The following is a 19,971-nucleotide window of genomic DNA, read 5'->3' on the forward strand; positions in this document are numbered from 1 at the left end:
AGCCCACAATGCTCGATGGGCTCAATCCGCAGCAGCGCGAGGTGGCGGAGCTACGCCGGCACTGTGTCGCCATTGCATGTCCGGGCGCGGGCAAGACGAAGACTATTGCCGCGAAGGCAGCCTTGCTTCTTGCCGATCCGCACGCAGTTGTCGGCGCGGTGACGTTCAGCAAGGACGCGGCCGTGGAGCTGCGCGACCGGATCCTCGCATTGGCCGGTGCCGGCGCGAGAAGCCGTCTGATTGCGGGGACGTTCCATTCGCTCGCGAACCGACAGTTGGGAAAACGCGATATTGCGACGGATGGGGACCGCGCAGGTCTTCTCGCGCGCGTGCTTGCAGAGCTTGGGCTTCAATGGAAGGTCGACGAGGTGATTCCGGTCATCGAGCGGATCAAGACCAACTTTGGACGCGTGGACGCCAACAGTCCCGACGCCCAGCTGTACCATGCTTACCAGGAGGCACTCACGCGCAACGGCAAGATCGATTTTCAGGACATGTTGCGGCTGTCCGTGGCTGGCATGGAAAGCGGGGACATCGAACCATACGGGTTCACCGATCTGCTCGTTGATGAATTCCAGGATACGGACCCGCTGCAATATCGGTGGGTCGAGCTTCACGCAAGGGCGGGCGCGAACGTCACGGTTGTCGGTGACGATGACCAGAGCATCTACGGCTTTCGCGCCGCGCTCGGGTTTCGCGGCATGGAGAGCTTTGCGGAATCCTTCAGTGCCCAACGCGTCGTGCTGGGCAGCAATTACCGCTGCCGCACTGAGATCCTGTCGGCGGCCGACCGGGTCATCCGGAACAACGTCGAGCGCGTCGCGAAGGTGCTGCAGGCCGAACGCGGCGCCGGGGGCGCAATTGCCACGCGCCGCTTTGACGACGAGTACGCGGACGCTGTGGCCGCAGTCGAGCAACTCCAACCCCTACTCGGCGCGGGTAACTCGTGCGCGATCCTCGCGCGCACCAATCGCATTCTCGATCCGATCGAAGCCGTTTGCCGCTCTCACGGTGTGCCTTACTATCGTGCATCTGGTAGTTCTGTGCTCAACCGGCCTCAGGGCGCGCTGATGTGCAACCTGCTGCTGATAGTCGAGGGGCGCAAGCAGAATGGGCTGGACGCGGTGCTTGGGTACACCGGCATGAGTTCGACGCATCTCAGTGCACTGCACCGGGACATGGGCGCCGAGCTTATCCAGCGAGCAAAAAAGGACCTCGTCGCCCTCGGCCTGCCGGAGGACACGGCAAGCGCGTATCGCGCCTTCATGAAGCGGCTCGCGGAGTGGACGCAGATGTCCGAACGCAAGTTCTATTCGCTGGCGCTCGACGGGGTACTCGAAATGATGATGACCTACGCCCGGGACGATCAGGCAAAACGCGCGATACAGGCGACATACGATGTGCTGTCGCGCCTGACCGGGACGTTTGGCGAGCGCATCGAGTATCTGAAACGTGACAACAACAAGCCAGCGGACGGTGCACTGGTGCTCACGACCATGCACAGTTCGAAGGGCCTTGAATGGGATCACGTGTGGATCACTCGCGCCGAGGAAGGCGTCGTTCCCGACGAGAAGGGTACTGAATCGGAAGAGCGTCGGCTTTTCTATGTCGCCATGACGCGCGCCCGGGACACACTCACCATCGCTACGATCAAGAAGAACCCGGTCTCACGATTTGTAATCGAATCCGAGGCTCGCTAAGAGTGGCGTAGCTATGGAAACAGGGACGACGCGTTCGATCGGACGGTTAGCAAAAAAACGGGCGCTTGTTGAGGAAGCGCCCGTTGCATTTTTCGGTGTTTTGTCAGGGTTTGTGGGCGGAGACGAGATCGTTGGCCCCTTGCAGAGCTAACTGTCACGCATGCGCTGCGTCGTCACGGCTGGGCTCTTTGTCGCGAGGAACCATGGCGATTTTAACGGACAGAATTGCAAGCACCATCAGCGACGCATACAGGAATCCGTAAGAATAGTTCACCACAGTTCGGATATGTTCCTGGCGGTCCAGATAGCCATGTATTTCTTCGCGTGTCTTCCCAATCCTCGTCGCTAGCGCGCTTTCCGAAGACAGACCGTGCTGCGACAGTGCGGGCTCACGATCGGATGCTGTCATCCGCGGAAGGTCGGTTGACAGCGTCGTATCTCCAAGGAGACGGGCAGCTGTAGCCATGCTTCCGATGGCGAGCGCAGAGCCTTCGTTGAGCGAGGTGATCAGCGTCGATGCACTTACAGCAACTACTCCAACCGTCAACACTAGTGCTGCGCCGATTTTCGTTGTCGTGATCTTCATTACCTTCTCTCCGATATGCGGCATCGCTACCGCGTCTGGCGCTGTTCGCGCCACTTTTCGATACATCGGCGGGGCTACGCGTTGCCGGCGGCCGCACGGGATAGCTGCTGGACGTTGCTGGAGTTTTCGATCGTCAGTTCGCTTTTACGCTTGATCTGACCTTCGAGCGACGCGCGGGGACCCAGCCGGATCGTGCCGTAGTAGTAGACGTTACCCTTCACGCGGCCGTTGATCTCGAGCACGCCTCGCGCGTGTACGTCGCCCTCAACCGTCCCGTCAATTCTTACGTGCTCGCCCTCGACCTGACCTTTCACGATTCCGCCCTGGCCGATGTGAAGCAGCCCCGAGTTCGAGACGACATTTCCGTCGACAATGCCGAAACTGCTGAGACCGTGGTCGAGGATGACATTTCCGTGGATCGAAAGTCCGGTGGAAAGCAACGTTACGTTAAGTGGTTGCGATTTCATGGGAGACCTCATCAGAACAGTTGAACATCGCCGGACTTCGTGGCCGGTGCGGTGGGTTGCGCAGGTGGCGCTGCGGGAGCGTCGTGGGCCACTGAAGAAGCCGGTTCACGGTGTGGCTTGATGTGATGAAGAGGACGCAACGCGGGACGCGTCGCCGCAGGCTGGGCACTCTCGGCCTGTGAGGCTGGGTTCGTTGCGGTGTTTGCGGCAACTCGCGCGGCGGGTGCTGCAGACTCCTGGCGCTGGGCGGGCTGGGCAGCGACGGGTGCAGAAGCTTGTGGCTGCGTCTGGGCCGGGGCTGCTGTCGCGTGTGTCGCCCTGATAGGCGAAGCTGCCGCCTGCGTCACTGCGGTGGGCTGTATGTCATGCGCGGGCGCCACCACCACTGGCGTCGGAACCGCAAGGGCCTTTGGATCGACATGCGAGAGCGGTGTGCGTCCGCCCGTCAGTGCAGTGTCGAGCTCGCCGGAGGTCAATGGTCGAGGTGGCGCGGCGTTAACCGGCATGTCAGCGGATGCGGGCTGCTGGGCCACTGCCGGTGCAGGTCGGCCGGGCGTCTGCGCGTCGTGCGGGACGTGAGCCGTCGCATGCATCGCCTGCCAGATCCGGGCGGCGCTTACGCCACCTGCACCGGCGATTGCGGCGATAGCAAGCACGAGCAATGCGGGTCGTCCGGCGCTGCGCATCTTCGACATGAGCGCGCGGGCCGAAAGTGAACCGCTCGCTGAGCCCTCGGGCGCGGGCAGCATCGGCATGGCCGCGGCATGGCGTGAAAGATCGATGATGACGGGCTGAGCAGTATATTGCGCGTGCAGCGCCTGAATTTCTCTGATGTCCATTTCCTCTCCAACAGGGTGATCGGCCGAGCGTAACCATCCGGCAGCAAGGTCAAGTGCCGGCGAAGTCGACGACGGGATGATGCGGTCAGGAGCCCCGGCGTTCGCCGTCGAACTCGTACTGGTCGTTGTCAGGCATGCAAACCTGAACGATGTGCTTAAGCCGCCGTTCCGCGTTCGAAAGCATCCGGGCGCGTGCTTCAGGCGTGATCTTTCCCATCACAACGGCCGCCAGCGATTTGACGAAGATGCGGTCGAACTGCGTGAGGCAGCGAACCAGCAAGCCGGCGAGCGGGCGCGTAACGACGAGCTCGATCTCTTCGTGCGGCATATCAATCGCGCGTAGCTCATGACGCGCGAGCCAGCCATCGGTCTTCCGGAGCCACTCGGCCGTGTCCCGCAATGCGTTCTCAAGAGCCCGGACCTTACCGCCTCGCGCGACGGCAATCTTTGCCGCGCAGAAGTTGTAGTCGGAGCGGATGTAGTCGCGGGCAAACTGCGAGCTGTAGCGCAGGACCGTTGTTGTATCGGATTCCGGATTGATCCGCGCGATACGCGTGTCACTGGTCAGGCGCTCAATGGGCTTCAGCCCGCTCAGCGGCGGGCTGTCGGCTGTGAGTACGTCTTTGTCCGGGCGCTCTGGCTCCGGGAGGAAATCAGGAACTGCGGCCATGGTATTTTTCGGGTGGTCTCTCTCACCTCCAATTCTGCGTGCGATAGCACACATTGACCCAGGCAAAAGCTGCGCTGTTTTCGCGATCTTTCGGGGTTATGCGAGCTCACTTTTGCGCAATACTGACTCTACTTCTCGCGTCTCTGACGCATCGACATGACCTCGGCCAGCCCGGAGTCCATCTTCTGTACCAAGCCGTGCCCGCAGCTTTACCCCGAGGCATGCTCCGACCAGTTGGCTACTGGTGTGGAATTTTCTTTCTGATGAGCGCCTCGCCCGCGCTCCCCATTCATTCAGTCGTAAAACTCGTCGCCGGCCGCATTCATTTGCGCCGCGACATCGTTCGGACCCGGACATCGGGTGTTCTCTCTCCAGAGCCCGTCTGGGTAGAACGATCGAAGTCGACTGAACCGTGATCCTGCGGCGGAATGCATTTCTCCGAAAATGGGCTGTTGCGCAGCGTGACCATGCTGCGCGAGGACGACTCGCGTCCTCGTATATGAGCCCTCGGCTCCCTGAGCGCCACGACCCCAGAAGGGTTGTGGCGCTCAGGTCATTTTTATCGAATCCCGAAACGCGTTCCTCACTCCGAGGGACGCGTTTTTTTTCGTCCTGTTGTCCTGTCCATAGGAGGTCTTACTTGCTCCCAGACCGTCTTGATGAGCGCATCGCCGAAGCGATCAGCCACACGATTGCCGAGGAGCGCGCCACTGCAGATACCGCATCGCCAGCATGGCGGGCGCGTTGCGAGGTCGCCCAGGTCGCGAAGTACAGCGATCCGGACCGCCGCGTTTTTCTTTCCCACATAGCCGAGCGCCGCGGAGACGCGGCAGCACACGAACTGGAGCAGTCAGCCAGCGAGTTGCGCACCACGGCCATCTTTTTTCTAGCGAGAAAACTCTCATGAATGCCGTAGTCAATCTCGTCAATGGCCCTGCTCGCAGCGTCGTTGAGGAACGCGCGTTGCGGCCGCCCGTTATCGGGCATATCCGCCCGGGTATCAAGGTGCTCACTGCAAAGGCGCGAGGCAACGCCCAGGCGATCGGCATCTATAACGACATGGTCGCTCAAGGCCATCCGTTCGATGCGATAGCCAAAGTGATTGAATCGAAGTGCGATCTTAAAAACGCGCTCGTGCCGAAGAACACCGCATATTTCACCTGCCGCCGCTCGGACTTCAATAATCCGGACGTGGCCGGCGAAATCCTCCGGCTCTACGGCGAGGACCGCGGTGACGGTGTGAAGCTCTACCGGTTTCCCGTACTGTTCGCGTTCAATGACTGGATGCAGAACCTGCCGAACCAGATGACCGTATACGGCACAAATGGTCGGAAGTTCTTCTCCCAGTATGAGCGCGATGGAATCCGCTACTGCATGACGTATGCAAAGATCGAGCGCGATCCGCGTGCACAACGTGCGGTCCGGCACTTCGGCGGACGCACCGTCATCCGTCGCCAGGATGAGGCGATTCCGGACGGCATCTGCGATCCGGAACAGTGCCCGCAGTATCAGGCGCGACACTGCAATCTGTCTGCAAGCTTCGTGTTCGCGGTGCCGGACATCAAGGGGCTCGGCCTGATTGAGTTGCCGACGAACTCGATCTACGTTCTGCAGAAGGCCTACTCGGCGATGCAGACGGTGCAGCTTGCTCGGGGCAAACTGACGGGCACGCGATTCTGGATCACAAAACGTGAGTTCGACATTACGCGGATCAACGAGCACGGCGAGGCAGTGAGAGCGAGCCAGATGCTCACGGTACTCGATGCAGACATCGATATCGGTGCGTTGCTCGACGCAGCCGATGATGCGCCCTCCGCGCTGGAAACGGCGAGCCGGGCGGTAGCGCTGATCGAAGCATCCGGCAATGTCGTGCGGCTCGGCGGCGAAGTCGATGCAGCGATCGGTAACGCGGTTGCTGACGGTGCCGTGATGGACATGTCTGGTGAGCCGGAAGCGGGTGCGGCTGTCGGTGCGACGGAAGGCGGCGCGGCCGAAGCTGCAGCGGCGGTTTCCACCGCGTCCCCTGTAGCGGGGCAAGGCACTGCGGCTACCACCGGTCCGTTGTTGCAACACGTGCTTGCCGCACAGCCGGCGACTGCCGGATCGACGGAAACGCTTGCAGATAAGCGCGACCGGATGTCCGACCTGCTGCAACGGCTTGGCCTGAGCGCGGAGGATCGCAAACAGGACTTCCGCGTCTACGCCCATACGAAGTTCGGGCGCGGCTGGATCGAGCGCGAGCAGGACGTTGACCAGATGAACGAGCGACTCGTGCAGGCACTGACCGACCGTGAAGCGTTCGATCGAGAGATCGGCGCGGCCAGACAACCGACGTTTCTCGACTGACCCGACGTTCCTTCAATCCTTGCCAGCCCTTCGGGGCTGGTTTCCTTCCCGTTTCGATTGCGAGAACATTTCAGCAAGCCCGCGTTTGCTCAAATGCTTTCGACCGCGCAACTGCGCATCGAAAAGAGCCCGCCCCGGCGGCCCATTTTCTGTCTGGTTTCAAGGAGTCGTCCTGTGCGCAAGATCGGCAATTTCACCGCGTTTTTTGGCGCGGACGATGTGTTCAGCAACTGGCATCCGTGCCAGTTCACCTATCACGACGTTGCGTTCACGAGCGTTGAACAGTTCATGATGTTCTCCAAAGCGAAGCTCTTCAGCGACGAGAAGTCGGCTGCAAGGATTCTCGCCACTCGCGATCCGATGACCCAGAAGATGATAGGCCGCAAGGTGGCCAGCTTTGATCAGAAAATCTGGGAAGCGAAGCGCGAGTCGATTGTCTTCGTGGGATGTCGCGAGAAGTTCGCGCAGAACCCGGGGCTCAGGTCCATCCTGCTCGCCACGGCGCCGACCGAACTTGTCGAAGCCAGTCCCTACGATCTCATCTGGGGCATCGGCATAGGCGAGCGCGACCCACGGCTGACTGACCGGTCGCAATGGCGTGGACAGAACCTGCTCGGCATCACGCTGATGCGGGTACGCGATGCGCTCGCTATGAACTGATCATCCTTTCTTCACACCCTCGCGGGTGTTCATCCATGAGGCTGCCTTCGGGCGGCCTTTGTGCTTTTTACGGAGGCGAATTTGAAACTCGCTCATTTTTCTGACTTGCATTACGCGCCGGACAATCTTGCCGAGTCCGAGCGCTGCTTCAGCTTTGCGGTGGGTGACGCGATCGCGAGCGGCGCACAGGTGGGTGTCATTTCCGGCGATTCGACCGATCATCGGCTCGACGCTCATGCGCCGTCCCTGCACGCGCTTGCTACCCAGGTGCACCGGCTCGCTGACGCGATGCCCGTACTGATGCTGCAAGGCACCTTCTCTCACGAACCTCCGGGCACGCTCGACAACTTTGCATTGATGGGCGGCGCTCATCAGGTGCACATTGCCGATCGTGTTTCGCAGGTCGCGCTCATCGACGGTCGATTCTGGGCCTCGGCGGGCCCGGTATTCTCGGACGACGAGTTGGGCCATTTCATCGGCGTGAAGCCCGAAGTCGTGTTCACTTGCCTTCCGACGGTCAACAAGGGCCAACTGGCAGCGAGCGTTGGCGCGCTCGCAGCCGGTACGGAACTGGGCGATGTGCTTGCCGCATATCTGGCGGCGGCAGGCCGCGTGAACACGCAGCTTCGCGCGGCGGGTATCCCGACGGTGGGTGTCTCGCACGGCACCGTCAATGGCTGCACGACCGAGCATGGTGTGGTGATGGCAGGCTTTGACCATGAGTTCTCGCTCACGGCGCTCTTCGAGGCCGAATGCGATGGGTTCATGCTCGGCCATATCCACAAGGCGCAGCAGTGGGCGCGTGAGGGAAGACTGGTCGCGTATCCCGGCTCGATTGGCCGGTTTCATTACGGCGAAGAGGGCGAGAAGGGTTATCTCGCGTGGGATGTGCGACCTGGTGAGGCGAGAGCAACGCTCATCGCGACGCCGTCACGGCAGATGGTCTGTGTCGATTTCGACGGGCCGCCCGATATGGCGCGTCTCGCTGAAATCGCTGCCGACGCGACTGACAAGTTCGTGCGTGTGCGCTGGCAGGTCGACGAGGAGCATCGGCAGGGCGTGGATCGTGAAGCGATCAAGGCACTGTTTGCCGGTGCCGCGGGCCTGAAGGTCGAATCGCGGGTGCTGCCTGTCGTGCGCAGCCGTGCACAGGGCATCAGTCTGGAGACGACGGTCGACGGAAAGCTCGCACGTTGGGCTGAGTTGGCAGCCGTCGATGCCGATCCGCTGCAGGAGCGTTTGCAGCTGCTTGTCTCGGGTGAGGTGGAGGCGATTGCAGCCGGCGTTCTGGCGCGCATCGACTCACAGCCGGGTGAGCGGTCTGATTCGCAGACTCTTGCGACTGTGCTGTCGCATCCCGCGGCCGCTGCGGTCACTGCGGTGACTCCGGATGCGCTGGCAGCTTCGGGCACAGCATTGACGCCTGCCGGCGCTCAGCCTTCAACGCTGGACTGGCTCAATGATGATCTTTTCGCGGCATAGCCGCCATGTAGCGGGAGCGGCCTGCAAGGCGCTCCCGCGCGGAACACGAGTCGTGTTCCGGTAACACGTTGCTCGCGTGATACCGGAACAGGATTTACCCGCGTCGCTGACGCATCGATCGCAGTTCGCTGCATCCATTTTTTTCTTTTAACCCTGGCGGGGAATCATCCCCCCAGGGGATGCACTCCGCCGATTTTTCTTCGGAGTGTCCTCATGTTTGGTCTTTATCCCGCCGGCGCCAGATGGGTCCGGCACTTTTCGGCAGCACGTGCGGCTCGCGACATCCAGAAGGTCCTCACGGTCCACGCCGGATTCAGCGCAGGCATTTTCCATCAGCCCTTCGGTGAGAGCCGCGGCGCGGTAATCGCGCAGAAGGGTCGTTTGCTGGTACTCGCCGAACGCATTGATTCGGTCAGTGCCGATCTGGCGCTGGTGCCGGACGTGCAGATGCAGAACCTGCTGTGGTCGTTCAACAGCGGTTATGCGAATCAGTGGGGCTCCCGCGAGCTCCGCGTGCTGACCGGTCATGACAATTGGGATGCATTGCTGCGGCAGGCAAGCGCCGATTACGCGCAGACCTGCGACCTCGTTGAGGAAGCTGTCTCGGGCGCGCTTGAAGCGAAGGCGGCAGAGAAGCTTGCCGCCGAGCAGCTGGCCGCTGAAAAGTCGGCTGCGGCACTGGCGTCGGCCGCGTCGCGCACTGCGGCAGATCCTGTCGTGGGCACCATGTACGCCAACGAGGACGATGTGCCGTGGCTGCCGTCGGACTACCTCTTCGATGCACCGCATCCGGAGGTCGCCTCATGCGCCCACTGAAGCTCACCCTGACGGGTTTCATTGGCGTGCGCGACGGCATGAAGCGAGAGAGCGTCTCACTCGATCTCGCGTCGCTGCCAGCAGGCCTTATCGCGTTGACGGGTCCAAACGGTGCGGGGAAATCCACGATTATGGATAACCTGCATCCGTACCGGATCATGCCTTCGCGGGCAACGAAGCTTTCTGTCGACGGTTTCTCGTACTGGGACCACCTGTACGGATCGCAAGCGCTCAAGGAGTTCGAATGGGAGCACGGCGGTGTCCACTACCGCTCGTCGTTTGCATTCCGCAAACCGGGAAAAACCGGCAAGGCTGAGTATTTCCTTGCATGGTGCGACCCGAGCGGCACATGGCAACCGATGCAGACCGGAGACGGCACTGTGTCAGATGGGAAAGCTGAAACCTACGATGCGTGCGTCGAGTCGGTGTGCGGTTCGCTGGAGTCTTTCTTCACCAGCGTCTTTTCCGCGCAGAACCGTCGACCGCTCGCGTCCTATGGCGCAAGTGAAATCAAGGGGCTGCTCGCGGAGCTTCTGCATATCGATCATCTGCGCGCGCTGTCGGCGAAAGCCGGCGACGTCGTGAAGGTTCTCGGCCGCGCGCTCGATGCTACGCACCAGCAGCTTGTTGCCCTCGGGGCGAAGCGCGACCGTGTTGTGCAGATTGATCAGGCCATCGCTTCAGATGTCCAGTCACTCGTCGCGGCTCGGGAGAGCCGGGAGGCACTCAATGCGAGCGCAGTCAAGCTGAGCGATCAGCGCGCAGTTCTGGTTTCGAAACAGACTGCGAACGTGGATGCGCAAGCGCGCTTGCGGGAACTGGCCGGACGGCGCAGTCAGATCGCTTCGTCGTTGCAGGCGCTGGCGAACGACAGCGTGGCTGACGATCGCCGCTTTGCGCAGCGACTGTCGGCCTTACGCGAGGCGATTGCCGGTCACAACGCGGTGATTGGGCAGCGTGATGCCATCCTGGGTGCTACCGCTGCACGCGATGGTGCCCAGGCACGTCTGGCGGCCCTTGAGACGCGTGTCGAGCCAATGCAGCAGGCCATCGCGGCACTGGAAGGCAAGCAGCTTGAACTGACCGCGGCCACTTCTCGCATCAACGGGCTCACGTCCGAGGGTGAGTCGAAGGCGTCGTTGCTCAAGTCTCTGGAACAGCAGGCTAGCGTGATTGCTGCCGTTCCCTGTGCGGGTCACGCGATGCATAACACGTGCCCTCTGCTTGCCCAGGCGCGTGAGGCCAATGCGAAGGTTCCCGAGCAGCGCATCTCGCTCAACAACCTCCGTGTTGCGTTTCGCACGAGCCGCGAAGCGGTGGACCGTCTGACGCCCGAAGTGCAGCAGCTTGCTACGCGGCGCGCCGAACTGAAGACGCTGTCCGACCAGATATCGGCCACACGAGGCGAACTGCAGGCGGCAGTCGATCTTGCTGCGCGCAAGCCATTACTTGATGCAGCAACCGAAGGCGTTCGCAAGGCCAGTGAAGAACTGGCCGCTGTGGAAGCCGAGGCGAAAGCTGTTCGCGAGCGACGACAGGTCCAGCAGGACAGCCTGTCGTTGCAGGTGAGCGAGCTCGACGCAGAAGTTGCGCGGCTCGGTGTCGAGGATGTGACCGCTGCCATTGCTGATCTGGACCGGCAACTGACGCAGTGTCGCGACGGCATCACCGCCGCCGATGCGCGGATCGAATCGCTGATCCGTTCACAGGCAACGCGTGAAGTCGAGCGGCAGGCCATCGCGAAAGAGCTGGCGGGATTCGACGCGACGCAGTCGCGTGCGAACCGCATCTCCGATGAGATCGCCAGCTGGAAGCTGCTTGCGAAGGGTCTGGGCAATGAAGGTGTGATTGCCCTGACGATCGACGATGCAGGCCCGGCGCTGACGAAGATGGTGAACGACCTGTTGCTTGCCTGTTATGGCATGCGCTTCACGGTCGAGATCCAGACTCAACGTGCACTGGCAAGCGGCGAACTGCGCGAGGGATTTGAAATCCTCGTGCACGACGCCGATATCGACAGCACCAAGGCAGTGACGGTGATGTCGGGTGGCCAGAAGGTCTGGATCAACGAATGCCTGACGCGCGGCATTGCGTTGTATCTGGCCAGTAACGCGGGTCAGCCGTATCAGACGCTGTTCAGCGATGAGTCCGACGGTCCGCTGGATCCGCAGCGCAAGCTGCAGTTCATGCGGATGAAGCGGGAGGTATTGCGGCAGGGCGGCTATGAGCGGGAGTTTTTCATCTCGCAAACGCCGGACCTGGTTGCGGAAGCTGACGCCGTTATCGACGTAGAGGCGCTTGCCGTTTGAGCGTCAATTTATCTTTCAACCCTGTGGGGATCGCTCCCCACAGGGGCGTTCCCTCGCCATTTTTTCAACGAGGAACGCCATGAAACAGAAGTACGACATGTATGCACGAACCGGAGCGGTCACCGTCTCCGTTCGGCCTGCAATGCAACGCACGGGCACTGTCCACACCTACGTCCTGAACGGCACGCTTCTGCGTGACGTCCTCGTCGGCGGCAAATGGGTAACGCACCACGCCAGCATCCCTCTCGAATCGCGGGCCGCGTAAGCGGCTCTCCTTTTCATACCGGGTTCATTAAATGCAAAACCTGATGATGCTGCTTCTGGCAGCAGGCAGTTCGACGCTGTGTGCCTGCACGATTCAACCGCAGGCCCAGCCTCAGCCGTCGAGACACATATCGACGATTGTCATCCAGCAGCCGCGAGGTGAGCCGGGCGACTTCATTCTCTGCAACGATGGTCGCGTGCTGGTTTTTCCGGTCGCGCATCCGAAAACCTGTTCCTGATCCGCAAGGCCTCGACCTCGAAAGAGTGTCGGGGCCTTTCGCATGGAGAGCCTTCATGAAAAAGCAGATCACTACCGCCGCTGCAATTGGCGCGTTGCTTGCCGTTGCATGCCTGTTCTGGGAGCAGCAGTCGGCGGCCGCTTTGTCCGCCACGGCACACAGAGCGACACGCACATCTGGCGCGAGTCCGTCGCCGTTCGACCGGCGCCTGAAAGTAGCCGTGTCCACGGGCACGCGACGCGACTCGCGTCACGGCGACTGTGTGCCGACCTAACCTCTGACGCATCTTTTACTCACCCGCCGGGGCAAGCCCCCGGACGGGGAGCCTGCCCCGGCAATCCTCTTGTGGAGCGGGCCAAATGACTTACTCTTGCACTGATTTTTCAGACGACGTGATGCGGTGTCTCGCCGATTCCGGCGCAATCGCAGCCGCCGACATTCCGGAGAACGACCTGGGCGCCGCCGCGGATCTGGCGATGGCGGCCATCGTGACGATGCATCGCGCGAGTCTGTCTTCGAATTTTGTCCGTGAGCTTCTGGACGAAGTTGAAACTCTTGGCACCGTAGCCGAAGAACATGGCACCGGAGCGCTCGCTTTTCTGTTCTACCTCCAGGCCGCTATTCTTAACGACGCATTTGTCGAGGCGCGGAATCACGATGACGCGGGTCTGCTGGCCCTCATCAGGCGTCTTCCGTCAGGCGTCACCTGGATGAAGCATATCCGGGTCGTGGAGTCGTCCTAGCCTGCATTTATACCCCTACGGGATCGCTTGACTAATACCTTAACGGTGCATAGTTGAGCGGATGGTCTGCTGGCCGCCTTGCCGGATAGAGGATTTCGCTATCTTAGCAAGGTATGTATCTATACATCGTAATACATAAAAACTTCAGAGGCCGGTGTTTCCACCGGCCTCTTCATTTCGGCGCGCTCTTATTCACCGAAAAGGAGTAAGCGAAGGACCGCAGCCGACCCTTCTGAGACGCTCACCAACCTTGCCTCCTGAACGGTAGCTTCCGGTTGTACAACGGACGTCGACTATCGTGGGTGGTTGCGCCCGATCAAGGCGGTCGGTCTTTCAATTTTCGATTTCCTGTCTGGCGAAAAGCGCACCAGTCTCACGAATTCCGTTTCGCCGCGAAAGAGAACTGTACCTGTCGGGTGCCACCAATAATGAAAAATGCGTCGCTGAAGTTGCGGCGATTTTTTCAGCAAGAGTGGCGTCGAGCAACCAGCACGTGCCAAGGAAAATGAAATATCCGTCCCGCACTGCCGCAGTAAAAAAAACTGTTGCGTTCCCATCGGCGCGCCTGGAGTCGATTGACCACGTCGCCACTTTGTTCATCAGACGACGAAACGCCCGGATCCGCCGCACATGTCAGTTGTCGTGGTCATTTCTCAATTAATTTTTGTCCAATAACCCGTCAGATGCGTCGCGGCAGGAGCACCAGGTCGGCCGCTTCCTCGGCATCTTTGAGGAGCATCTTGCGCGGCACTCCTAGCTGCGCACGCATGGTTAGCCCACGCGCTAAATCCGTGACTTGGGTTGCGCGCGCGGCGACGGGAAAGCCAGATGGGATTTCTCCCGCAATGATTGCGTCCCGGAAACGACCGTCCACCAGCGCGGTGCCACCAGCGGCCGCATCTTGCAGGAACTGCTGGACCTCAGGGTCGTCCACAAGCGGCGCGACGCAAATCAGAAGGCAGCCCCGGGCGGACCCTTTCTCGGTCGCACTTTCGACGGCGTACCTCAGAAAGCCCGTGATCGAGTCGCGAAGACTCAGTGGTGAGAGGAGTGCCTTCGCGGCTGATGCGCCTTTCCGTTCCGCGTACGCCTTAAGGACCCGCAAGAATATCGCCCGCTTGTCCCCAAAGACGGCATACAGGCTCGGCCGTCCCACACCCATCCCGGCGACGAGATCGTCAATCGTCACTCCGTCGTAGCCTTTCGACCAGAATACCTGAGTCGCCTTTTCCAGCGCCCCTGTCTCGTCGAAGCTGCGTGGTCGGCCCCTCGGCCTGGCAGCATTTTGAATCATTTGGTTCAAAACTCCTTGACACTCGTCATCGCATCAATATATAACTGAATAGTTCGAAATTAGCAAGTCGTCCGTGGCCTCACGACTCGACCTTCCCCCTTTCCCTTTACCACTGAGACGCCCATGGAACATTCGATCGTGCTCGTCACCGGTGCCACCTCCGGGCTCGGTTATGCGGCTGCCCGCACATTTGCCGGAGAGGGCTGGCGCGAGATCATCGTCACTGGCCGTAGCCTGGCTCGGGCCCAGGAAACGGCCGCTAGCCTCGCGGCGGAAACTAAAAGACAGGTCTTCACGCCGCTGGAGCTGGAGTTGGACACGCCGGCCAGCGTCCTGTCCGCGCTCGCCGAACTCGTCAAGCGAGGTCGGCCGATCGATTTCCTACTGCTCAATGCAGGGATGGTTCCTGGCAAGGCGCGCGTGATCACTGCGGAGGGCGTCGAGGCTTCTCAGGCCCCGCTCATCGGTCATCATCAATTGACGGTCGGGTTGCTCCGCGCCAACCTGCTGAGCCCCAACGCGCGGATTGTCATCACCAGCGCGGAGCCTGCCCGAGGGGGCGTACCCATGTTCAAGTACACCGACGTGGACGCACTCGCTGCCAGATACCACCAGGGCGACCTGACCGCTGCTATGGAAGCCCTGATTCGCAACGGGCCGAACGTGAAGTATGTGCCCAACAATGCGTATGCCGACGCGAAGCTCTTCGTCGCCTGGTGGGTCGCAGCGCTGGCGCGGCGGCTGCCCTCTGGCATGGCCGTGTACGCTGTCTCGCCCGGTGCGGCGACTGCGACCAACGTTTCGCGACAAGCTAGCCTAGCCGTGAAGTATCTGTTTATCCCGATCGCGAACCTCATTCCCGGCATGAATCAGACGCCGGAGACGGCAGCGGGCCGGTATATCCAGGCCTCGAAGTTCGGAACCGAGGTCTCAGGGCAATTCTTCGCCTCCGCTCAAGGGAAGTTCTCAGGCCCAATTGAGGCGCAGCTACACCCACACCTCCTCGATGGCGCTAATCAAGAAGCCGCGTGGCAGGCCGTCGTCAACGTCTCTGGCGTCAACTGGTCGTACGCGGAATCCTTACGCGCGGTGTCCTGAAGGCGCGCCGGTCGCGGCGAAATGGTCGCAGTTGCCAGAATCAGCGGGAGATTGCGTAGTTACATGATCGCCCACGGGCCATACGGTATTTTGAAATGAATAGTAGTGCAAAGTAGCTAAGTATCGGCAAAGTAACCCTAACCCTCTCAAGGAGAACACATATGAACCGGTACCAGGATAAAAAGGTGGTGATTATCGGCGGCACGAGTGGCATGGGGCTCGCGACAGCGAAGATGCTCCTCGACGGGGGCGCGCGCGTTCTGGTGACCGGCCGCTCGCAGGAGGGCCTGGAGTCGGCGCAGCAGGAGCTTGGGGACGGCGCGATCGTGGTTTCGAGCGACGCGCGGTCGCTAACCGACATCGACGCCCTGGCCGCTCAGGTAAAGACCGAGTTCGACACCATCGACCTGCTTTTCGTCAACGCCGGGTTCAGCATTCCAACGCCTTTTGGGAGCGTGACCGAAGCCATCTATGACGAGATGTTCAACCTGAACGCCAAGGGCCCTTTTTTCGCGGTCCAGAAGTTCGCGCCGCTGATCAATCGGGGAGGCTCCGTCGTCCTCACGACCTCCGTCGCCAACGTCAAGGGACTGCCGGGCCAAGCTACCTACGGAGCCGCCAAGGCTGCACTGCGATCACTCGCCCGGACGCTCGCCGTCGAGCTGCTTCCTCGCGAAATTCGCGTCAACGCGGTGACGCCCGGCCCCATCGACACGCCGATCCTCAACAAGGTGTTTCCCGATAAAGCCGTGGTCGCCCAGGTTAGGGAGAAGACGATCGGCATGATTCCGATGAAGCGCTTCGGCACGTCAGAGGAAATTGCGAAGGCGGTCCTCTACCTCGGGTTCGATGCGACCTTCACGACAGGCATGGAACTTCCAGTCGATGGCGGTTGGTCGCAACTCTGAAGGCGTTACGCGGGTACGGCCCTGATCTTTTAGGTCGCGCGCTCGGGCGATTCCCTGGTCCGAGCGGCAAGCGATGATCGAGCGAAGTGGGAAGCTGCCTGCGAAGCGGCAGTGCGAGCTATTTGGACTGAACCGGACCGGCGTGTACTACCAGCCGCGTCCGGTGTCGCGGCACATCCCTTACAGGAGAGAAAGATGTCATCAGAACCACAGAAAGCCGTTGCGGCACCGGTAACCCATCATAACCCTTCCTTTCTATGGGACATGTCTGCGGGAGGGTTCGCGCAGATCAGCGTGGCAGACCCCGGCCGCTTGGCATTCCTGTCAGGCCAGGTCGGAGGCGCCCCCGATGGGGAGCACTTGCCGCCGGATCTCACCTCACAAGCATACATCGTCGCCGCTAACCTCAAGAAGGCGCTGACCGAATTGGGCGCCTCGGCAAACGACGTCGTGATGGTCCGGCTCTATGTTGTGAACGCGACGACCGGTCGCTTCCAACAGGCGCTCACGGCACTTCGGGACACGTTCAGCGGCGGCAAGCCGAGCATCACCACGATCGGCGTGCAGGCGCTGTATACGCCGGACTATCAACTTGAGGTCGAGATGGTCGTCCGAGTACCTTGAACTTCAGTTGCGCGAATCAACGTCATCGCCGTGAGTACAGTGCGCCCCGTCAAGCGCGGTCGGGCCATTCGGCTCAACGCTTGAAGGTCCGTTGGGGAGGGAGGAGCAGCCGTTCGAGTGTCCGCGCGCGTACGCCGGCCAGTGTCGGAAGTTGGCCGAACCCGGTCCGACGTAGAACCGGGGGAGTCGCCCGCCATCGATCGGTCTGCGTCGGGCAGGAGTCGACCCATTGCCGGCGGTCGGGTCTTCGCGGTTCCAACGGCAGGTATCAGGGTGGAACGGCCGTACCGCGCCTTCATCTATGGACTCGTCTTCGGCCATAGCGGCGCAAGCACGAGCGGCGTCAGACGAACGGCGACCCTGCTGGTGGGTATTCGTGTAGCGGCCGGGACCGCGCTCGATAAGGTCCGGTCAGCCGGGACGATCACTCCATCATTCTCGTCTATGGAGCTTGGTTTCGATGGCTGCGTCAAGCCAGCCGACGAACCGCTCCACGGTGTCGATCGATGATTCCAACGTTTCCTGATTGACGTGCACGGTGGGCGGGGCGAGCCACGTTGTCGTGCTTTGGTCCATCCCGTGCAGCAGTTCGACCTCGCTGGCATCGAGAAACACCGAGGGCGCGGCGCCGGGTTTTCGGTCGGCGTGGCGCGGACGCATCGAGGTGAGTTCGACCTCATGCTGGATGCTGTTGCGCGTCAGCACGATGTCTTCGAGGACGTCCAAGCTTACGGGGCCGTCTGCGAGGGGGATGCCGAACGCTTCGGTGAAAATGATGTTGTAGCCTCAGATCCATCCGTTTCGGAACACCCGCTTGCGCTCCGCGTCGGTCAGCTTCTCGCAGTGGAGAATGACTCGCGTTTGGAGGTAAGCCTGCAACGATGAGGCCACGAGGCACAGGCACGTGTGGCCCAGTACGTCGACCGAGTCACTGGCCTCCTGCCATTCAAGCTCGAACGGTGGCTCACCATCCTCCGAATACGGAGGGATCCAGGGCTCTTCCTCGTTTTCTATTTTGATCCGGCGATCGACGAACGGCGCCGATGAGGTCGTGTAGAGCTGGCGGATGAAAGCCAGCCGGCGGTTGAGAAACCAGGCTACGTCCATGGAGTATCCCCGTGGGTGCTGGAGGGGCGTCGGGCAAGAGGGCGCGCCCCCTTTCGGCTTACGCTGTTTGGTCCGAACGCGTCGCCGCGTGGTCGGCCAGGAAGGCTTCGATCCCATGGCTGCGCGGGAACGCTTCCTTGACGGCTTCATGCGTGACCGACCCGGCATCGAGCAGGCGTGTCAGCTCGTCTTCCCAACGCACCAAGCGATGGGCGGTCATGAACTCGTCGACCTCCTTGAACCGCTTCAGCGTTCCGACGGCCTGCCCGTTGGCGATGTAAAGATCGGCGACCGACGCGGTGCCGCTGCTGCCCGTCGGCATGTCGACCGTGGCGGCGATGGCAATGATGCGGCTCAGTAGGCTTTCCTCGTCCTTCCCACCACCGTAGCGCGACGAGGCCATGAACACCTGTGCGAGATCACTGCCGTAGGCGCCACTGATCAGCAGCGCGTCGTTGCTCAAGCCAAGCAATTGGTCAGAACGGCTAGAGCTTGGCGTGTAGATGATCCGGCGATACCCCTGGGCGTAGGCGCTTTCGATCGACGGGAGGAATGGCAGCGCGCGAATCGCTTCCGGCACGTCCCAGTCCTTCGACGGGGTGGAGCGGTGCCGGGGCATTACACGAGCCGCCGGGCCCGCGTGCTCGGTCAGGGCGAGCGATGCTGCCACAAGATGGATGGCCGGATGCTCGTCGATGGCCCCCGACCCGAACAGCACCAGGCCGCTCGTCTTCCCGGCCAGGGCCTCGCTCAGCGGACCCATGATCGAGGTCGGGAAAGCGTCCGGCGTGGCCGCGGTGGGCACCAGCTCAACGCGGGGCCACTGGCGCGCGAAGGGCGTGCGCGGTTCCAGCTCCCCATCGTCCGTGACAACACCGATCAACGCCGTATCGTGATCCGTGTGGTCCGGGCGCGACGTCACGAGCAAGCGGACATCCTCGTGGGCGGATTCAGGCGTGGGGGTGTCGAGAAGCACGGCGATGCGATGCCCGGAGTTCAGGGCATGGTTGCATGCCATTTCGAGACGCTCGCCCGCGTCGTTCCACGATTGCTGGTCCAGCTTCAATGGTCCGACGATGAGCAGCGTGCCGCTGGGCACTCGGTCCAAGCCGGACGACCAGAGGCCGTACTCGCCCAGGTCGATGCTCCCGGCCCACTGATTGCCAGCGCGCTCGGCGTAGACGACCGCGCCGTCGGTGGCGTCCTCGTAGACCTCCAGCAGGGCGTCGATGGCGTCCTGTGAGGTGGTGAGGTAGACACCAGGAACGGGGCCAGCCGGCCAGACCTGCAGAGCACTGCGGCTGACGACCACCCCGGGGGGTGACAGGGCAGCGAGCAGCTCCTGCGGCGACATGTCGACCGCGAAGCGCTTTTTCAAGCGAAACGCCAAGCGGCCGGTCGACGTGGTGTCCAGTTCGGTCGCGGCGACGCGATCCGGAAAGGCCATCACCTCGGGCCAGTTACGAAGCCCGGGGAGCGCTGCGATGAGATCGAGCGATTGGCCGTGGCCAACGGAAGGATGCGAGGGCTGCAAAAGGCCGCGGACGAGCCCGGCCAGCAGCTTCAACTGCTGAGTGTCCATTGCTTTCTCCTGGGCGGTACATCCGGTGCACGCGTTGCGGACCGCCCATCGAAAACAACGACGATTGAATGGGGTGGGTGCGGTGAAACATCGTCTTCGTCATGCCCTGGAGGGCGCGTGCGGCAGGCGGCGACAGCCAGCGGCAACTATATCAGGAAAAGGGCGTAGTTCGGAGCAGCAGGGTGTCGGCTCACCGGTCCGTGGGCAACCCTTCCCACTCGGTGGCGTAGCTGGGCG

21 protein-coding genes are annotated in these 19,971 nt (G+C 61.6%); 14 read left to right on the top strand and 7 right to left on the bottom strand.

Annotated elements, in window-relative coordinates:
• Nucleotides 1-8: 8 nt before the first annotated feature.
• Entirely contained in the window at nucleotides 9-1,700 is a 1,692-nt protein-coding gene (locus B0G71_RS37885) for an ATP-dependent helicase (RefSeq protein WP_116149452.1), read from the top strand.
• Nucleotides 1,701-1,854: 154 nt separating this feature from the next.
• Here B0G71_RS37885 and B0G71_RS37890 read toward each other — a convergent pair whose 3' ends face one another.
• The 3 genes from B0G71_RS37890 to B0G71_RS37905 form a co-directional block, all read right to left on the bottom strand.
• On the bottom strand, nucleotides 1,855-2,286 hold the full coding sequence (locus B0G71_RS37890; RefSeq protein WP_147308750.1) for a hypothetical protein: 432 nt from the start codon (nucleotides 2,284-2,286) through the stop codon (nucleotides 1,855-1,857).
• A gap of 74 nt (nucleotides 2,287-2,360) precedes the next feature.
• The gene (locus B0G71_RS37895; RefSeq protein ID WP_116149456.1) at nucleotides 2,361-2,753 is read right to left on the bottom strand and encodes a polymer-forming cytoskeletal protein; all 393 of its coding nucleotides are present in this window, start codon (nucleotides 2,751-2,753) and stop codon (nucleotides 2,361-2,363) included.
• A gap of 924 nt (nucleotides 2,754-3,677) precedes the next feature.
• Nucleotides 3,678-4,262, bottom strand: coding sequence for an AcaB family transcriptional regulator (locus B0G71_RS37905; protein WP_116149459.1), 585 nt, complete (start codon nucleotides 4,260-4,262; stop codon nucleotides 3,678-3,680).
• A 640-nt stretch (nucleotides 4,263-4,902) separates the two neighbouring features.
• Between B0G71_RS37905 and B0G71_RS37910 the strand changes: the two genes are divergently transcribed.
• The 10 genes from B0G71_RS37910 (at nucleotide 4,903) to B0G71_RS37955 (ending at nucleotide 13,121) form a co-directional block, all read left to right on the top strand.
• Nucleotides 4,903-5,169, top strand: a complete 267-nt coding sequence (locus B0G71_RS37910) for a hypothetical protein (RefSeq protein ID WP_116124046.1) — start codon at nucleotides 4,903-4,905, stop codon at nucleotides 5,167-5,169.
• Complete coding sequence (locus B0G71_RS37915) at nucleotides 5,166-6,608, top strand: hypothetical protein (protein WP_116149461.1); 1,443 nt, start codon at nucleotides 5,166-5,168, stop codon at nucleotides 6,606-6,608. The genes B0G71_RS37910 and B0G71_RS37915 overlap by 4 nt, the downstream gene beginning before the upstream one ends.
• Before the next feature lie 174 nt (nucleotides 6,609-6,782).
• Nucleotides 6,783-7,268: an NADAR family protein gene (locus tag B0G71_RS37920; RefSeq protein ID WP_116124048.1), complete on the top strand. Its 486-nt coding sequence runs from the start codon at nucleotides 6,783-6,785 to the stop codon at nucleotides 7,266-7,268.
• Between the two features lie 81 nt (nucleotides 7,269-7,349).
• Nucleotides 7,350-8,750, top strand: a complete 1,401-nt coding sequence (locus B0G71_RS37925) for a metallophosphatase family protein (RefSeq protein ID WP_116124165.1) — start codon at nucleotides 7,350-7,352, stop codon at nucleotides 8,748-8,750.
• A gap of 381 nt (nucleotides 8,751-9,131) precedes the next feature.
• Nucleotides 9,132-9,566: a hypothetical protein gene (locus tag B0G71_RS37930; protein WP_258875827.1), complete on the top strand. Its 435-nt coding sequence runs from the start codon at nucleotides 9,132-9,134 to the stop codon at nucleotides 9,564-9,566.
• Nucleotides 9,554-11,875, top strand: a complete 2,322-nt coding sequence (locus tag B0G71_RS37935) for an SMC family ATPase (protein ID WP_116149465.1) — start codon at nucleotides 9,554-9,556, stop codon at nucleotides 11,873-11,875. Before B0G71_RS37930 ends, B0G71_RS37935 begins: the two co-directional genes overlap by 13 nt.
• Nucleotides 11,876-11,954: 79 nt before the next feature.
• Nucleotides 11,955-12,140 (top strand): hypothetical protein, encoded by a 186-nt coding sequence (locus B0G71_RS37940; protein ID WP_116149467.1) that lies wholly within the window; start codon nucleotides 11,955-11,957, stop codon nucleotides 12,138-12,140.
• A gap of 31 nt (nucleotides 12,141-12,171) precedes the next feature.
• A complete protein-coding gene (locus B0G71_RS37945) occupies nucleotides 12,172-12,378 on the top strand; it encodes a hypothetical protein (protein WP_116149469.1) in 207 nt (68 codons plus the stop codon).
• 55 nt (nucleotides 12,379-12,433) lie between these two features.
• Entirely contained in the window at nucleotides 12,434-12,652 is a 219-nt protein-coding gene (locus B0G71_RS37950; protein ID WP_116149471.1) for a hypothetical protein, read from the top strand.
• A gap of 85 nt (nucleotides 12,653-12,737) precedes the next feature.
• The gene (locus B0G71_RS37955; RefSeq protein ID WP_116149473.1) at nucleotides 12,738-13,121 is read left to right on the top strand and encodes a hypothetical protein; all 384 of its coding nucleotides are present in this window, start codon (nucleotides 12,738-12,740) and stop codon (nucleotides 13,119-13,121) included.
• A gap of 679 nt (nucleotides 13,122-13,800) precedes the next feature.
• Here B0G71_RS37955 and B0G71_RS37960 read toward each other — a convergent pair.
• Nucleotides 13,801-14,415 (bottom strand): TetR/AcrR family transcriptional regulator, encoded by a 615-nt coding sequence (locus B0G71_RS37960; protein ID WP_116149475.1) that lies wholly within the window; start codon nucleotides 14,413-14,415, stop codon nucleotides 13,801-13,803.
• 123 nt (nucleotides 14,416-14,538) lie between these two features.
• Between B0G71_RS37960 and B0G71_RS37965 the strand changes: the two genes are divergently transcribed.
• From B0G71_RS37965 to B0G71_RS37975, 3 genes are all read left to right on the top strand, one after another.
• Nucleotides 14,539-15,513: an SDR family NAD(P)-dependent oxidoreductase gene (locus tag B0G71_RS37965; RefSeq protein ID WP_116149477.1), complete on the top strand. Its 975-nt coding sequence runs from the start codon at nucleotides 14,539-14,541 to the stop codon at nucleotides 15,511-15,513.
• Nucleotides 15,514-15,674: 161 nt separating this feature from the next.
• Entirely contained in the window at nucleotides 15,675-16,421 is a 747-nt protein-coding gene (locus tag B0G71_RS37970) for an SDR family oxidoreductase (protein ID WP_116149479.1), read from the top strand.
• A 195-nt stretch (nucleotides 16,422-16,616) separates the two neighbouring features.
• Entirely contained in the window at nucleotides 16,617-17,045 is a 429-nt protein-coding gene (locus tag B0G71_RS37975) for a RidA family protein (protein ID WP_116149481.1), read from the top strand.
• A 432-nt stretch (nucleotides 17,046-17,477) separates the two neighbouring features.
• Here the strand turns inward: B0G71_RS37975 and B0G71_RS37980 are convergent, their stop codons facing one another.
• From B0G71_RS37980 to B0G71_RS37990, 3 genes are read right to left on the bottom strand one after another with little or no spacing between them, the layout of a single operon-like run.
• On the bottom strand, nucleotides 17,478-17,771 hold the full coding sequence (locus tag B0G71_RS37980; protein ID WP_116149483.1) for a hypothetical protein: 294 nt from the start codon (nucleotides 17,769-17,771) through the stop codon (nucleotides 17,478-17,480).
• Between the two features lie 60 nt (nucleotides 17,772-17,831).
• On the bottom strand, nucleotides 17,832-18,152 hold the full coding sequence (locus B0G71_RS37985) for a hypothetical protein (protein ID WP_116149484.1): 321 nt from the start codon (nucleotides 18,150-18,152) through the stop codon (nucleotides 17,832-17,834).
• Between the two features lie 58 nt (nucleotides 18,153-18,210).
• Nucleotides 18,211-19,734 carry a hypothetical protein gene (locus B0G71_RS37990; protein WP_116149486.1) on the bottom strand — a complete coding sequence of 508 codons (1,524 nt, stop codon included), beginning with the start codon at nucleotides 19,732-19,734 and terminating at the stop codon, nucleotides 18,211-18,213.
• Nucleotides 19,735-19,971 lie beyond the last annotated feature (237 nt).

The organism is Paraburkholderia sp. BL27I4N3, assembly GCF_003386115.1.
Lineage (GTDB): Bacteria > Pseudomonadota > Gammaproteobacteria > Burkholderiales > Burkholderiaceae > Paraburkholderia.